Origin of the sequence: Streptomyces sp. NPDC021020, from assembly GCF_044333285.1 — a bacterium.
In the GTDB taxonomy this organism is placed as follows: Bacteria; Actinomycetota; Actinomycetes; order Streptomycetales; family Streptomycetaceae; genus Actinacidiphila.
In genome coordinates this window covers 666291-681462 of the sequence record NZ_JBIRQQ010000004.1, presented here as the reverse complement: position 1 = coordinate 681462, position 15172 = coordinate 666291, and the positions used below count along the sequence as shown (strand labels likewise).

Genomic DNA, 15172 nt, shown 5'->3' with positions numbered 1-15172 from the left:
CCTCCACTGTAGACAGTGCGGAGGTGCCCTCAGCGGCCGACGTCGGCGAGCTTTGCCCGCAGTTGAAGCACGGACTTGGTGTGGATCTGGCTGACCCGGCTCTCGGTGACGCCCAGCACCTGGCCGATCTCGGCGAGCGTGAGGCCCTCGTAGTAGTAGAGGGTGACGACGGTCTTCTCCCGCTCGGGGAGGGTGTTGACGGCGCGGGCGAGCAGCCGGCGCAGCTCGCGGTCCTCGGCGACCTCGACCGGGTTGTCGGCCCCGGTGTCCTCCAGGGTGTCGACGAGGCTGAGCCGGTCGCCGCTCTCCGCCCCGACGTGCAGCAGCTCTTCCAGCGCCACCACGTTGGCCAGCGAGAGCGCGCTGAAGACACCGTGCAGCTCCTCCAGCCCGACGCCCATCTCCGCGGCGACCTCCGGTTCGCTGGGGGTGCGGCGGAGCTTGGCCTCCAAGGTGGCGTAGGCGCGCTCGACGGCCCGTGCCTTCTGGCGCACCGAGCGCGGGATCCAGTCCAGGGCGCGCAGCTCGTCGATCATGGCGCCGCGGATCCGGGTGATGGCGTAGGTCTCGAACTTGATCGCCCGGTCCGGGTCGAACTTCTCGATCGCGTCGATCAGCCCGAAGACCCCCGAGGACACGAAGTCGGCCTGCTCCACGTTGGCCGGCAGCCCGACGCTGACCCGGCCGGCGACGTATTTCACCAGCGGCGAGTAGTGCAGGATCAGCTGCTCGCGCAGCCGCGCGTCCCCCGTGGACTTGTAGGTCCGCCACAGCTCGTCGAGCGACGTGGGGGCGGGGGGCCGAGCGGTGGCGGGGGCAGTGGTCGCGGCCGTCGCCCGTTCGGACCCGGGGGTGTGCTGGGGCATGCGTCGTTGTGAGCCGTTCTGCCGTGACGTGGACGGGGAATCGAGCCTCCGAGAGCGTAGCGTGACCATAGTGTCGCTCATTGCTACATCATCCGTTTGGGACATGCGCAGATACGTTCCTCTGTGGCCGCACGGGCGCCGGGCCGGCTGCGGAACCCGGCACGGTTGCTCCGGAAGACCCGCACGGGCCATGATGGGCCGCCGCCGTGGCCCGAGTGCCGCTCCCTGCGATCACCCCAGGTCACAGACCCGCACTGTCACCTGATGGTGTGCCGTCGGCGTCAACCGGCGTGCCGCGTGGGGCTGTCGCCTGCGGTACGGACCAACTGCCACCTCCCGTCCAGCCGTTCGACGAAGCCGAGCGCCTGCAATTCGACGAGCCTGCTCAGCGTGTCGTCGCAGGAGGCCCCGGCCGCCTCGGCGATCTCCCGCTCGTCCGCGGCTCCCCGGCCCGGCACGGCCTCCAGCACCCGGGCCGCCGCGGCGCCGAGCAGATCGCGCGGCAGCACAGGGCCGCGCCGCGGCGGGGCGAGGTCGGCGCCGATCTCGCCGACCAGCTCGACGACGTCCGCGGCGTCCGTCACCACCGCCGCACCGTCCCGCAGCAGCTCGTGCACCCCCTCGGACATGCCGCTCGTGCACGGCCCCGGCACCCCCATGGTGATCCGCCCCATGGCCGCGGCCCGGCGCGCGGTGATGAGCGAGCCGCTGCGGTAGCGGGCCTCGACCACCACCGTCCCGCGGGTCAGGGCGGCGATCACCCGGTTGCGCAGCACGAAGCGGCTCCTGGTCGGATGGTCGCCGGGTGGCAGCTCGCCCACCAGCAGGCCCCGCTCGGCCATCCGCTCGATCAGCGAGGCGTTGCGCGGCGGATACGCCACGTCCACCCCGCAGGCCAGCACCCCGACCGTGGCACCGCCCGCGCCGAGTACCGCGCGGTGCACGGCCCCGTCCACCCCGTGGGCGGCGCCCGACACCACGACCCAGCCCGCCTCCGCAAGGCCCGCGCCGAGCCGGGCCGCCATGTGCGCCCCGTAGTCGGTGCAGGCGCGGGCGCCGACGACCGCGACCGACCGCAGCGCCCACAGCCGCAGCGACGGCCGGCCCCGCACCCACAGCCCGAAGGGCCGCTGCGGCCCCAGGTCGTCCAGCTGCCCCGGCCAGTCGCCGTCCGAGGGGCAGACGAAGCGCGCCCCCACCCGGTGGGCCGTTGCCAGGTCCGCCACCGGGTCGGCGCCCGCGGCGCGGCGGGCGTAGCGAGCCGTGCGGTCCGGGCTCGCCCCCGGCAGCGCCTGCCCGGCGCGTGCGGCACGCAGCGCCGCCTCGGCCCCTCGGTCCAGGAGCGCCCGCCCCATCACCTCGTCCCCCGGGTCGGCGATCCTGGTCAGCGCGGCCCGCGCCAGCCGCTCCCCCCATCCGGCCCCGACCCCGGCAGCGTCCGGAGCAGCTCCCGCGCCCGCGTCACCTCCCGCGTCCGGACCGGCCCGGACCCCCGCCGCGAGCCGGGCCCGCGAGGCGCCCGCGGCACCCCACGCGCCCGCCCCCTCCTCGTACGCCGCCCGCAGCGCCGCCTCGTCCGGCGTCCGGGGCGGCGGGGCCGCGGTCATCAGGGGCTCCCGACGGGCGCCAGGCCGTGACTGACGCCCGTCCGCAGATGCAGGGCCGCCCGGATGTCCTCGGCGTCGGGGCGGGCGTGGCCCGCGAGGTCGGCCAGCGTCCACGCGACCCGCAGCACCCGGTCCAGGCCCCGGGCGGTGAGCAGGCCGCGTTCCATGTCCCGCTCCGCGGCGTGCAGTGCGCCGGGCGCGACCGGCCAGCGGGTGCGCAGCTCGTGGCCCGGCACGTCGCCGTTGGCCCGCCAGGGGGTGCCGGCGAAGCGGACGGCGGCCCGCTCCCTGGCCTCCCGCACCCGGGCGGCGACCACGGCCGTGCTCTCTCCGGGCCCGCGCGCGATGAGGTCGGAGCGGCCGACCGCCTCGACGTCCACCCGCAGATCCACCCGGTCCAGCAGCGGCCCGGAGAGCCTGCCCTGGTAGCGGCGCACCGCGGTGGGCGAGCACTCGCACCCGGCGCCCAGCATCGAATACCGCCCGCACGGGCACGGATTCGCCGCCAGCACCAGCGTGAAGCGGGCCGGTAGCCGCATCACCCCGGCGGACCGGGCGACCACCACATGTCCGGACTCCAGCGGCTGCCGCAGCGCTTCGAGTGATTTCACGGTGAATTCCGGCGCTTCGTCCAGAAAGAGCACTCCCCGGTGCGCCAGCGAGACCGCTCCGGGCCGCGGAAGCCCGCTGCCCCCGCCGACCAGGGACGGCATCGTCGCGGAGTGGTGCGGCGCGCAGAACGGCGGGGTGTCCACCAGCGGGCGGCCCGCCGGGAGGATGCCGGCCACCGAGTGGACGGCCGTGACCTCCAGCGACTCCTGCCGGGTCAGCGGCGGCAGGATGCCCGGCAGCCGCTCGGCCAGCATCGTCTTGCCGGCGCCCGGCGGGCCCTTCAGATAGAGGTGGTGAGCTCCCGCCGCGGCCACCTCCAGCGCGAGCCGGGCGGCGCTCTGCCCCGCCACGTCGGCGAGGTCCAGCCCCGCCGACACGCCGCCCTCCGCCCCCGCGCGGTCGCCCCCGCCGAGGCTGGTAGCCAGCCCGGAGCCGACCCCGCCGCCCGGCACGGTCAGCCCCGCGAGCATCGGGTCGGGCCGCCCCTCGCCGGGCAGCGCACCTTCCTCCTCCTCCGGGACCGGCTCGTCGTTGAGCACCGCCACCAGCTGCCGCAGGCTGCGCACCCCCAGCACCGCGACACCCGGCACCAGCGACGCCTCCGCCACCGTCCGCTCGGGCACCACCACCTGCCGATACCCCGCGTCGGCCGCGGCGAGCACGGCGGGCAGCACCCCCCGCACCGGGCGCACCCGGCCGTCGAGTCCCAGCTCGCCGATCATCATCAGGTCGGCGATGGCGGACGGCGCGATCCGCTCGTTGGCCGCGAGCAGGGCGCAGGCCACCGCCAGATCGAAGCCGGAGCCGCCCTTGGGTACGGACGCCGGGCTCAGGCCCACGGTGAGCTTCTTCTGCGGCCAGACCTCGCCGCTGTTCACGATCGCGGCGCGTACCCGGTCCCGGCTCTCGACCAGGCTCTTGTCGGGCAGGCCGACCAGCGTGAAGGCCGCAAGACCCGGTTCGAGATCGGCCTGGACCTCGACGACCACTCCCTCGACACCGACCAGCGCGACCGAGCACGTACGGGCGAAGCCCATCACGCCACCCCCCGCACATGGTCGACCTCGGGTGCCCCGCGGTCGGGAAGGACCACGCCCACCAGATCGATCCGGACCCCGCCCGGCGGAGCCCCGCCGTGCTCGGCGGTCCAGCGCTCGGCCAGCGACCGCAGCCGGGTCAGCTTGGCGGCGGACACCGCCTCCCGCGGGTGCTGGAAGGGTCCGGCCCGCCGGGTCTTGACCTCGCAGACCACCAGGGCGTCGCCCTCGGCCGCGAGGATGTCGATCTCACCGCTGCGGCCGTGCCGCCAATTCCGCCCGATCACTCTCAGGCCCGCGGCCTCCAGCGCCCGGACCGCGACGTCCTCGCCGTACCGCCCCAGCGCACCTCGTGCGTTCATGAGTACCACCTCCGTCACCGACTGTGACAGAGGGAGGGTCCCTGGAGATGATCTTGATCTCCGGCCTGTGGATAACTCCGCCGGCGCTCCGCTCAGCTACCGAAGCCCGAGTCGTCCGACGGCAGATCCAGATCCGCCTTGTTCAGTTCCTCGATGTTCACGTCCTTGAACGTAAGCACCCGCACCTGCTTGACGAACCGGGCCGGGCGGTACATGTCCCAGACCCACGCGTCGGCCATCGAGACCTCGAAGAACACCTCACCCTGCACCGAGTGCACCTGCATCTCGTAGTCGTTGGTGAGGTAGAAGCGCCGCTCGGTCTCGATCACGTACTTGAACAGACCGACGACGTCGCGGTACTCCCTGTAGAGCTTCAGCTCCATCTCGGTCTCGTACTTTTCGAGGTCCTCGGCGCTCATCGCATGTTCCCCTTCAGCCGTACGTGCACCCCATTGTGCGTCACACGCTCCCACGACACCGCGGGACTTTCCCGCGGGGCCGAGGCGAACACCGGGGAGGTCATCTGCGCCTCAGCAGTTTGGCCAGCGGGTCGTAGGCCGCGCCGCCCAGGATGAGGACCACCCCGACGATCGCCGCGACCACCAGCATGCCCAGCGGTCCCTGCCCGGGGGAAGACCCGCCCGGGACGGAGTGGAAGGCGGAGGTGCGCGGCAGCAGGCCCATCCGTGAGGAGGGCCAGGCGATCCCGTCCACCCGGGCCTTCACATCGCTCGCCGGGACCGAGCCGCCCTCGGCGTCGGCCAGGTGCAGCCGGGAGTCCTCGGACACCGAGCGGTTGTCGCCCAGCAGGAAGAGCTGCCCGGCCGGCACCCGGGTGCGGAAGGAGTCGATCGAGGCGCGGCTCGCGCCGTCCTTGCCCGAGGGCGCGCCGCCCTGGAGGTAGGTCTCGTCGACCGGCGTGCCGTTCACCAGCAGCCGCCCCTGCGCGTCGCAGCACTGCACGGTGTCGCCGCCGATCCCGACGACCCGCTTGACCAGCGGCTGGTTGCCCCACAGCTTGTCCTGGAAGACCACCACGTCACCGCGGCGCACATCCGAGCCGGAGATCTTCTGGGCCACGACCTTGTCGCCCGGCTGGACCGTCGGCGCCATCGAGCTGGTCGGCACCGTGTAGGGGCGGTAGACCAGCCCGCCCCAGACGCAGGAGCCGATGAAGAGCACGCTGCCGACGGCTATGACGATGCCGGACACCCGGTGCCCGATCCCGCCACCGCCGCCGGACGTGCTCCGCCGTGCGGTTCCGCTTCGTGTGGTGCTGGTCACCGCACCGCTGCTGCTGCTCATGGAGCCGAACCCTACCCGGGGGTACGCCCGGCGGTCAGCAGTCTTCCCGGTCGCGGTCGGGACCGCCCGGCCCGTCCGTACCACCGTCGCCGTCGCCGGCCACCGGCCCGCCCGCGGCCGACAGCAGCCGGCGCCGGCGCCACATCACCAGCGGCAGCGCTCCCGCCACACCCGCGGCGGCGGGAGCGGCGGAACCGGCCGCCGAGATGCCCGGCTGCGAGAAGGTCGAGGGGATGGACAGCCAGTCCCAGCGGTTCACCGGCCAGGCCACCACGATCGCGCGGCCGACCACGAACTTGTCGTCGACGAAGCCGTGGCTCGGCTGGTCCATGTGGAAGCGCGAGTCCAACGAGTCCTGCCGGTGGTCGCCCATGACCCAGATGTGGTTCTTGGGCACCGTCACCTTGAAGGGCTTGTCGGGGCTGCACGGGGTGTTGCCGGGGAAGACGTACGGCTCGTCCAGTGCCTTGCCGTTGACCACCACCGGGCCGGTGCCGGTGCAGGACACGGTGTCGCCGCCGACCCCGATCACCCGCTTGATCAGGTCCTTCTCGTCGGCCGACGGCATCAGGCCGATGAAGCTCAGGCCCTTCTGCAGACCGCGCACCACCGGGTTGTGGCTGGGCTCGGGATTCTCCGGCAGCCATTGGCCCGGGTCGTGGAAGACGACGACCTGGCCGCGGCTCGGCTCCGAGCCGAACCACGGGGTGAGCTTGTCGACGAGCACCCGGTCGCCCTGCAGCAGGGTGTTGTTCATCGAGTCGGACGGGATGGAGAAGGCCTGCACCAGGAACGTCTTGATCAGCAACGCCAGTACCAGCGCGATGCCGATGAGCAGCGGCAGTTCCTTCCAGAACGACCGCGGCCTGCCCTGCGCCGCGTGCCCGGGCCTTCCGGCCTCGCCGTCGCCGCCGCCGCTGCGGCCGTCGTCGCCGTCACCGCCGTCGCCGTCCGCCGGGTCCGGGTCGGCGGGCCCCACCGGGCCGACCGGCTCGCCGGCCATCGCCGGGAAGCCCGTGCCCGCGGGCATGGCCCCGGGTACGGTTCCGGACGCGCCGCCGGGCACGTCAGCGCCCGGCGTCAGGTCCGGCCCGCCTGCCGGAGCGGACGTCGCGCCCGAGCCGTCGGCGTACGGCGGACCCGCCGCCGGAGCGGACGGGATGCCCGCGCCATCGGCGTACGAAGGCCCATCGGGGTACGTCGCGCCGTCGGCGTACGACAGCCCGTCGGCGTACGACGGCCCGGCCGCGGAGCGTCCAGGGACCGCGGCATCCGCTGCCGACGCGTCGGCCGGGGGCCCCGCGGCATCCCGCTTCTCGGGCTCGCCGGGTCCAGATCGCGCGCCGACCACCAGGTCCCCCACATCCACTCCTCACTCTGGAACGCCACCCGCCGCGCCTCCGGCGCAGCCCTGCCACACCCATAACGAGTGACAGTCCCACGGGGGTCGCGAGCTGGTCCGTTCTTGGACCGTTCTTGGCCGAGCCCACACTAGTGGTCGCGGCTGTGTCCGCCGTCGTCGCCGAACCGGGGTCCGCGACGCCCGCGAACGTCCCCGGCTCCTTGAGCCGCTGCCAGTGGCCGACGGGCCAGCCGATCACGAAAGCCCGTCCGACCACCAGACTCTCCGGGATCGTGCCGCCGCCGGGCTGGTCGGTGTGAAAACGCGAGTCGGCGGAATCCGAGCGGTGGTCGCCCATGACCCACAGCCGTCCCTCGGGCACGTGGTCGGTGAATTTCATCAATGAGGGTGGATTACCCGGGTACAGATAGGGCTCGTCGATGGGCGTGCCGTTGACGAGCAGCCGCCCCTGCGCGTCGCAGCACTGCACGGTGTCGCCGCCGACGCCGATCACCCGCTTGATCAGGTCCTGCTCGCCGCTCGCCGGCAGCAGCCCGATGAAGGTGAAGACCTGCTTGACCTGCTTGACGACCACCGGGTCGGCCTTGGGCTTCGGCTCGCCGTTGAGCCAGCCGCCCGGGTCCTTGAAGACGACCACGTCGCCGCGGTGCGGCTCGGCGCCGAACCACGGGGTGAGCTTGTCGACCAGCACCCGGTCGCCGATCTGGATGGTCTGCTCCATCGACCCCGAGGGGATGACGAACGCCTGCACCAGGAAGGTCTTCAGCACCAGCGCGATCACCAGCGCCACCAGGATCAGCAGCGGCACCTCCCGCACCAGCGAGCTGCGCCGCCTGCGGGCCACCTTGCGGGCCAGCCGCCGCCGCTCGACCCGGCTGCTGCCGGTCAGCCGCGGCCCGTCCCCGGACCCGGTGTGCTCGGCGCCCCCGGCGCCCTCGCCGGAGGCCGGCTCGGTGTCCACCACACCGCCGAAGAGCGTCCGGCGGCCCTTGCCGCGGCTACCCATGCGCGCCGGCCGGGGCGGGCACGCCGGAGAAGGCCGCGGGACGGCGCAGCCGGGTCCAGTGGCCGACCGGCCAGACGATCCAGTCGACGCGGCCGATCACCCGGCCGACCGGGACGGTACCGCCGCCGGGGTCGCCCAGGTGGTCACGCGAGTCTCGGGAGTCGTCGCGGTGGTCACCCATCACCCACAGCTTTCCGTCCGGCACCACGATGTCGAACCGTACCTGGGAGGGCGTGTTACCGGGATAAAGGTAGGTCTCGTCCAGCGGGTGGCCGTTCACCAGGAGCCGGCCCCTGGCGTCGCAGCAGGTGACCCGGTCGCCGCCGACGCCGATCACCCGCTTGACGAAGTCCGTGCCGGGCTTCTGGGTGAAGGAGCCGTCACCGTCGAACACGATCACGTCCCCCCTCCGCGGTGTGCCGCCGAAGCGGTACGCCAGCTTGTCGACCAGCACCCGGTCGCCGATCCGCAAGGTGCCCTCCATCGAGCCGCTCGGCACCTGGTAGGGCCGCGCCACGAAGGTGGTGACCAGCAGCATCGCGCCCACGCCCGCCGCCGCGAGGAGGATCGTACGCCGCCACTCCGCCCACAGGGCAAGCAGTGCGCGCGACCGGCGGCCGCCGGACACAGCGGAACGCGACCGCTCCTCCGCTTCCGCCTCGTCGGCGGCGGGGGAACGGTCGCGTTCCGGTGGTGATACGTCGGTGTCCATCGGGGCCAGAGCTTATCCGGCCGCCGCGGACGGCCCGCGACGTGCTCAGTTGTCGCGCTTCTCCTTGATCTTCGCGGCCTTGCCGCGCAGCTCGCGCAGGTAGTAGAGCTTGGCGCGGCGGACGTCACCGCGGGTCACGACCTCGATCTTCTCCACGATCGGGGTGTGCACGGGGAAGGTGCGCTCGACGCCGACCGAGAAGCTGACCTTGCGGACGGTGAAGGTCTCGCTGATGCCCGCGCCCTGGCGGCGGATGACGACGCCCTTGAACTGCTGCACACGGGAGCGGTTGCCCTCGATGACGCGCACGTGGACGTTGACGGTGTCGCCGGGGCGGAAGGCGGGGATGTCGCTGCGCAGCGACGCGCTGTTGACGTCCGCGATCAGGTTGGTCATGTCGGTGTCTGCTTCCTCGCCGATGCCACAGGTCATCGGCGGAACATAAAGTCGGATGAGGTGGTGCGCGGCCGGTGGTGGCGGGCGTCGTTCCCCCTGTGGCAGGGGCGCGCGCCGGACCGGCAGCAGCCGCTCATTCTTCCATGACGTGCGGGCTCGGCCCAAATCGCCCGTCCGGGCCCTGCTGCCAGCCCAGGATGCTCAGCATCTCCCGGTCCTTGCGGTCGAAGGCGGCGGGGTCGCAGCGCTCGATCAGGTCGGGGCGGTGGGTGACGGTGCGGCGCAGCGCCTCGTCGCGCCGCCAGCGGGCGATCCTGCCGTGGTGGCCGCTGAGCAGGACGTCGGGGATGCCGCGGCCGCGCCATTGCGGGGGCTTGGTGTAGACGGGGCCCTCCAGCAGGTCGGCCATGGCGCCGGGCGCGAAGGAGTCGTCCCTGTGCGACTGGGCGTTGCCGAGCACGCCGGGCAGCAGCCGGGCCACCGCCTCGGTCACGACGAGCACCGCGGCCTCGCCGCCTGCCAGCACGTAGTCGCCGATGGAGACCTCGTACACCGGCATCCGGGTGCGGTACTCGTCGGTGACGCGGGTGTCGATGCCCTCGTAGCGCGCGGGCGCGAAGATCAGCCAGGGGCGTGCGGAGAGTTCGCCGGCGAGCTGCTGGGTGAAGGGGCGCCCGCTCGGGGTGGGGACGACGAGGGCGGGGCGGCCGGCGCCCGCCTCGTATCCGGCGGCGAGGGTGGAGTCGAGCGCCTCGCCCCACGGCCCGGTCATCATGACCATGCCGGGGCCGCCGCCGTACGGGGTGTCGTCGACGGTGTTGTGCCGGTCGTACGCCCAGTCGCGCAGGTCGTGCACGCGCACGTCCAGCCGCCCGGCGGCGCGGGCCTTGCCGACCAGCGAGACGTTCAGCGGCTCCAGGTAGTCGGGGAAGATCGTGACGACGTCGATCCGCATGTCAGCCCTCGTCCCCCGCGGCCGGCTCGTCCGGCTGGTGCGGCTCGTCGTCGAGCAGGCCGGGCGGCGGGTCGATGACCGCGCGCTGCTCCTCCAGGTCGATCTCCGGCACGATCTCGGCGACGAAGGGCACCAGCACCTCGCTGCCGTCCGGCCGGGCCACGACCAGCAGGTCCTGGTAGGGCAGATGGCTGATCTCGCTGATCCGGCCGATCTCGCGGCCGTCGGTCGTGACGACGTCCAGGTCGATCAGCTGGTGGTCGTAGAACTCCTCCGGGTCCTCCGGCGTCTCCTCCGGGTCGACCTCGGCGATCAGCAGCGTGTTGCGCAGCGCCTCGGCGCCGCTGCGGTCGCTGACGCCCTCGAAGCGCAGCATCAGGCGGCCGCTGTGCACCCGTCCGGTGGCGATGGTCAGCGGCCCCGTGGCGGCCGGGTCGGTGGCGAGGACGGCGCCGGGCGCGAGCCTCAGCTCGGGCTCGTCCGTGCGCACCTCCACGCTCACCTCGCCCTTGATGCCGTGGGCGCGGCCGATCCTGCCGACTACCAGCTGCATGGAGCGCTTCACCTCTCGTGCGTGGGCTCAGGGGGGCGTACCCGCTCCCCCGGCGGCCGGGGCGGGTACGTCAGACGGCTCGGGCCGGGGGCGGCAGCGCCACCCCCGGCCCGAGCCGGTGTTTCGTGCGGTACGGCGGGGCGGTCAGCGCACCTGGTCGACGTCGACCAGGTCGACGCGGATGCCGCGCCCGCCGAGCGCGCCCACGACCGTGCGCAGCGCGCGGGCGGTACGGCCGTTGCGGCCGATCACCTTGCCGAGGTCGTCGGGGTGCACCCGGACCTCCAGCACATTGCCGCGGCGCAGGGTGCGCATGTCCACCTGCACATCGTCGGGGTTGTCGACGATGCCCTTCACGAGGTGCTCAAGAGCCTCCTCAAGCACGCTCAGGCCTCGGTGGACTCAGCCGCGGCCGGGGCCTCGGCGGTGTCGTCGGCCTTCTTGTCGGCCTTCTTGGCCTTCGGCGTGATCGCCTCGCCCTTGGGCTCGTCGGCGGAGTCCTTGGCCGCGGCCTCGAACAGGGCGCGCTTGTCGGCCTTGGGCTCCGCGACCAGCAGCGGCGCGGGGGCCTCGAGGCCCTTGTACTTCTGCCAGTCGCCGGTGAGCTTCAGGATGGCGAGCACCGGCTCGGTCGGCTGGGCGCCGACGGAGAGCCAGTACTGGGCGCGGTCCGAGTCGACCTCGATACGCGAGGGGTTCTGCACCGGGTGGTACAGGCCGATCTCCTCGATCGCCCGGCCGTCACGGCGGGTACGGGAGTCGGCGACGACGATGCGGTAGTGAGGCGAACGGATCTTGCCCAGACGCTTCAGCTTGATCTTGACTGCCACGGGAGTGGATTCTCCTGGTTTTTGACGTGTTTGGGCACGACGAGCTTCCACGTGGGGTTGTGGGAGTCGCGCGCCCGGCGGACGCGTCAGCCGAAGGAGAGAGGGTTCCTGCACGGCTGTCGAGTTCTCAGCTGGCCATTCTGCCACACTCAGGCGGCACCCACGACCTCGGGGATCCGGAAGGGCTGCCCGCACGCACCGCACATGATGGGGGCCTGGGCCAGTACGGACGGCACCACCCGGACGTTGCGCCCGCAGTCGCAGACGGCCTTGACCCGGACGCCGCCGCCCGACGAGCCGTGCCGCGCGGCCGGGCCGCGGAAGGAGCGCGCGGTGTCCGCGGTCGTCGCCACGGTGTGCGCCTTGAGGGCGCGCTGCAGCCGCTCGATGGTCGGCCGATATCGCTTGCGCGTCTCCGGGCGCATCACCACGAGGGAGAAGCCGCTACTGGGGTGCGGCTCGTCGGCGTGGTCGAGGCCCATCTCGTCGGCGATGGCCAGGAAACGGCGGTTGTGATAGCGGCCGGCACGCGAGGTGTCACGGATGCCGCGGGCCGCGGCGATGCCGTGCACGGCCTCGTGCAGCAGCCTCTCGAAGGAGAGTTCGGTTCCGCACGCGGACGACGACTCTCCGATCAGGGATTCGGGGGCGGCCAGATCGGGCAGCTCGGGGTGGTGCCGTTGAATGTCGGCCCAGGCGACTGCCAGCTCGGCGGCAAGGACAGGTGGTGTCGTGCTCACGCCGTGACAACGAGCCGGGTGCTCCCGGTGTTCCTATTCCGGGCCAGCCCAATTAATTTGCACTGATCGGTCAGTTCCGGTTGATGTGCGGATGATGACGGATGATGCGCATGGGATGGGCATGACGAGGGGCGGGTGCGGAGGACGGTGAGGAACCTGCGCACCCGCCCCACGGACGGACGAACCACGTATTACGTACGTGCGTTTTCGGTCAGCGGACGCTAGTAGGCGCGCGCCACGACCGCGAGGGCGCCCGGCGCGTCGTCCGCGTCCGGCACCCCGCCGTCCGCGCCGACCAGGCAGCGGACGGAAACGCCCTGCTCGGCGAGCTTGGCCTCGCCCTCGGGGCCGAGATCGGCCCACGGGATCCGGGCCCAGCCGGTCGCCGCGGCCTCGGCCGCCTCGTCGATGCCGGTGACGTCCACAGTGCGGGATTCCCGGCGCTCGCGGGATTCGCGCAGCAGCTGTGCCTGGTCCTCCTCCAGCAGCCCGGGCAGCAGCGCGGCGAGCGCGTCCAGCGCCACCGGCTCCTTGCCGCCGGGGATGCGGCGGGCGAGCATCGCGGTGCCGGCCTCCAGGTCGCGCGGGCCGATCTCGACCCGGGCGGGCACGCCCTTGAGCTCCCAGTCGACCGCGCGGCGCCCGAACGGGGTGTCGGTGCGGTCGTCCACCACGACCCGCAGCCCGGCGGCCGTCAGCTTGTCGCCGACCTCGCGCACCTTGGCCACGACCGCGTCGTCGCCCTTGATCGCCAGCACCACGACCTGCACCGGCGCCAGCCGCGGCGGCACCCGCAGCCCGTTGTCGTCGCCGTGCATCATGATCAGCCCGCCGACCATGCGGGTGCTGCTGCCCCACGAGGTCTGCCAGACGTGCTCCTGCGCGCCGTCCGCGGACAGGTACTGGGTGTGGAAGGCCTTCGCGAAGTTCTGGCCCAGCTCGTGGCTGGTGCCCATCTGCAGGGCCTTGCCGTCGCCCATCATGCCTTCGAGCGTGAGGGTGTTGATGGCGCCCGCGAAGCGCTCCTTGGCCGTCTTGCGGCCCAGGACCACGTCCATCGCCAGCACCTCGGTCATGAAGTCCGCGTAGACCTCGCGGTGGATCTTCGCGGCGTAGTCGCGCGCGTCCTCGTACGTGGCGTGCGCGGTGTGGCCCTCCTGCCAGAGGAATTCGCTCGTGCGCAGGAAGAGCCGCGGCCGCATCTCCCACCGCACCACGTTCGCCCACTGGTTGATCAGCAGCGGCAGGTCGCGGTAGCTCTGCACCCACTTGGAGAAGTACTCGTTGATGATCGTCTCGGACGTGGGGCGCACCACGACCGGCTCTTCCAGGTCCTTGCCGCCGCCGTGCGTGACGACGGCCAGCTCCGGCGCGAAGCCCTCGACGTGCTCGGCCTCGCGGGCCAGGTAGGACTGCGGGATGAAGAGCGGGAAGTAGGCGTTCTGCGCACCCGCCTGCTTGATGCGCGCGTCCATGTCCTGCTGCATCCGCTCCCACAGGCCGTAGCCGTACGGTCGAATGACCATGGTGCCGCGGACCGGGCCGTTGTCGGCCAGTTCTGCCTTGTTGATCAGGTCCTGGTACCAGCGCGGGAAGTCGTCCGCCTGGGGGGTGAGAACGGGAGCCTTTGCCATGCAGGCGATGGTACGGGGCGAGGCCGCCGGACTCCGAATCGGTTACGCCCGCGTTACGGGGCGCGAAACGGGTCGAAAACCCCTCCCCCGGCCCCTGGACGGCGCCCGCAAAGAGCAGTTCCCTGGCTCTCGGGGACGAGAACGGCACACATTCCCACGGGGGTTCATGGCGGAGCGCGGCTGATTGGGGCTTCGATGGCACCTACCCTCTATCGCGGATCCAGGCCTGCGAAGGCGCACACCGACCGGGCACGCGACTGGGCCGAGATCCAGGAGCGCATGCTCGTACCGCTCTACGACGCCGTGCACGAGCGGCTCGGCGTCGGCCCCGGCACCCGGCTGCTGGCGCTGGGCTGCGGCTCGGGGCTCGCCCTGCTGCTCGCGGCGCACCGGGGCGCCGCGGTCACCGGATACGACACCGACCCCGCGCGGCTGCGGCTGGCCCGCGAACGGCTCGGCACATTGCGGGCGCACGCGCCCACCGCCGGGCCGCCGCATACTGCCGGGCCGGCATACACCGCCGGGCCGTCGCACGTTGCCGGGCCGTCGCGTATTGCCGAGCCTCCGCACATTGCCGAGCCGTTCCGGCTGCGCCCCGGCGCCCCGGACGCCACCGCCCTGCGCGGCGCCGGGTACGGCGTGGTCACCGCCCTCGACCCGGCGGTGCCCGCGGGCGCGCTGCGGCCCGCGCTCACCGCCGTCGCCGCCACCGCACGCAAGGGCAGCGCCGTGGTGCTCGCCGGGTGGGGGCCGCCCGAGCGCTGCGCTGCCGCCGCGGTGCTCCGGGTCGCCGCCCGGCTCGCCGAACCGCGCGGCGGCAGCGGCCCGGACGGCACGGACACGGAGGCGGGCACCGAATCGGACACCGGCGCGGACACCGGTCCCCTCGGCTCCTTACCGCGGCTCAGCGGCCGGGACGACCTGGAGGACCTGGCCGCGCAGGCGGGGCTGCGCCCGGACGGCTCGGGGCGGGTGGCCTGCCCGTTCGGCTACCCGGACCAGGCCGCGGCGGTGCGCGGGCTGCTGTCGACGGGGCTGTTCGACGCGGCAGTGGCCGCGACCGACCCGCAGCAGGTGGAGAAGGAGCTGGCCGAGGCCCTGCACCCGTACCGGCGTCCGGACGGCGCCGTCGTCATGAGGAACGTCTTCCGCTATCTCGTCGCCCGTGTCTGAGGCCCGGTAATCCGGTGGCCG

17 protein-coding genes are annotated in these 15172 nt (G+C 73.0%); 1 reads left to right on the top strand and 16 read right to left on the bottom strand.

Features of this window, described 5'->3' with window-relative positions:
• Positions 1-29 precede the first annotated feature (29 nt).
• The 16 genes from whiG to proS form a co-directional block, all read right to left on the bottom strand.
• Entirely contained in the window at positions 30-866 is an 837-nt protein-coding gene (whiG, locus tag ACH4SL_RS14740; protein WP_031519070.1) for an RNA polymerase sigma factor WhiG, read from the bottom strand.
• Between the two features lie 281 nt (positions 867-1147).
• A complete protein-coding gene (dprA, locus tag ACH4SL_RS14735; protein ID WP_398445144.1) occupies positions 1148-2473 on the bottom strand; it encodes a DNA-processing protein DprA in 1326 nt (441 codons plus the stop codon).
• Positions 2473-4122: a YifB family Mg chelatase-like AAA ATPase gene (locus ACH4SL_RS14730; RefSeq protein WP_398445142.1), complete on the bottom strand. Its 1650-nt coding sequence runs from the start codon at positions 4120-4122 to the stop codon at positions 2473-2475. Before ACH4SL_RS14730 ends, dprA begins: the two co-directional genes overlap by 1 nt.
• Complete coding sequence (locus ACH4SL_RS14725) at positions 4122-4484, bottom strand: YraN family protein (protein ID WP_398445140.1); 363 nt, start codon at positions 4482-4484, stop codon at positions 4122-4124. The genes ACH4SL_RS14730 and ACH4SL_RS14725 overlap by 1 nt, the downstream gene beginning before the upstream one ends.
• Before the next feature lie 92 nt (positions 4485-4576).
• Positions 4577-4903 carry a DUF2469 domain-containing protein gene (locus tag ACH4SL_RS14720; protein WP_031519062.1) on the bottom strand — a complete coding sequence of 109 codons (327 nt, stop codon included), beginning with the start codon at positions 4901-4903 and terminating at the stop codon, positions 4577-4579.
• A gap of 100 nt (positions 4904-5003) precedes the next feature.
• Positions 5004-5789 carry a signal peptidase I gene (gene lepB, locus ACH4SL_RS14715; protein ID WP_398445137.1) on the bottom strand — a complete coding sequence of 262 codons (786 nt, stop codon included), beginning with the start codon at positions 5787-5789 and terminating at the stop codon, positions 5004-5006.
• Positions 5790-5823: 34 nt separating this feature from the next.
• Positions 5824-6819: a signal peptidase I gene (gene lepB / locus ACH4SL_RS14710; RefSeq protein WP_398445135.1), complete on the bottom strand. Its 996-nt coding sequence runs from the start codon at positions 6817-6819 to the stop codon at positions 5824-5826.
• A 37-nt stretch (positions 6820-6856) separates the two neighbouring features.
• The gene (lepB, locus tag ACH4SL_RS14705; RefSeq protein ID WP_398445133.1) at positions 6857-8158 is read right to left on the bottom strand and encodes a signal peptidase I; all 1302 of its coding nucleotides are present in this window, start codon (positions 8156-8158) and stop codon (positions 6857-6859) included.
• Complete coding sequence (gene lepB, locus ACH4SL_RS14700) at positions 8151-8870, bottom strand: signal peptidase I (RefSeq protein ID WP_398445131.1); 720 nt, start codon at positions 8868-8870, stop codon at positions 8151-8153. Before lepB (ACH4SL_RS14700) ends, lepB (ACH4SL_RS14705) begins: the two co-directional genes overlap by 8 nt.
• A gap of 45 nt (positions 8871-8915) precedes the next feature.
• Entirely contained in the window at positions 8916-9266 is a 351-nt protein-coding gene (gene rplS, locus ACH4SL_RS14695) for a 50S ribosomal protein L19 (RefSeq protein ID WP_398445347.1), read from the bottom strand.
• 133 nt (positions 9267-9399) lie between these two features.
• Positions 9400-10221, bottom strand: a complete 822-nt coding sequence (gene trmD, locus ACH4SL_RS14690; RefSeq protein WP_398445129.1) for a tRNA (guanosine(37)-N1)-methyltransferase TrmD — start codon at positions 10219-10221, stop codon at positions 9400-9402.
• A gap of 1 nt (position 10222) precedes the next feature.
• Positions 10223-10774, bottom strand: coding sequence for a ribosome maturation factor RimM (gene rimM, locus ACH4SL_RS14685; protein ID WP_398445127.1), 552 nt, complete (start codon positions 10772-10774; stop codon positions 10223-10225).
• Between the two features lie 144 nt (positions 10775-10918).
• Entirely contained in the window at positions 10919-11158 is a 240-nt protein-coding gene (locus tag ACH4SL_RS14680) for an RNA-binding protein (protein ID WP_031519041.1), read from the bottom strand.
• 2 nt (positions 11159-11160) lie between these two features.
• Positions 11161-11604, bottom strand: a complete 444-nt coding sequence (rpsP, locus tag ACH4SL_RS14675; RefSeq protein ID WP_205043542.1) for a 30S ribosomal protein S16 — start codon at positions 11602-11604, stop codon at positions 11161-11163.
• A 149-nt stretch (positions 11605-11753) separates the two neighbouring features.
• Positions 11754-12344 (bottom strand): hypothetical protein, encoded by a 591-nt coding sequence (locus tag ACH4SL_RS14670; protein WP_398186749.1) that lies wholly within the window; start codon positions 12342-12344, stop codon positions 11754-11756.
• Positions 12345-12565: 221 nt separating this feature from the next.
• Complete coding sequence (proS, locus tag ACH4SL_RS14665; RefSeq protein WP_398445124.1) at positions 12566-13978, bottom strand: proline--tRNA ligase; 1413 nt, start codon at positions 13976-13978, stop codon at positions 12566-12568.
• A 195-nt stretch (positions 13979-14173) separates the two neighbouring features.
• On the opposite strand from proS, the gene ACH4SL_RS14660 reads away from it, so the two are divergent.
• Positions 14174-15151, top strand: coding sequence for an SAM-dependent methyltransferase (locus tag ACH4SL_RS14660; RefSeq protein ID WP_398445121.1), 978 nt, complete (start codon positions 14174-14176; stop codon positions 15149-15151).
• The last annotated feature ends 21 nt before the right edge of the window (positions 15152-15172 follow it).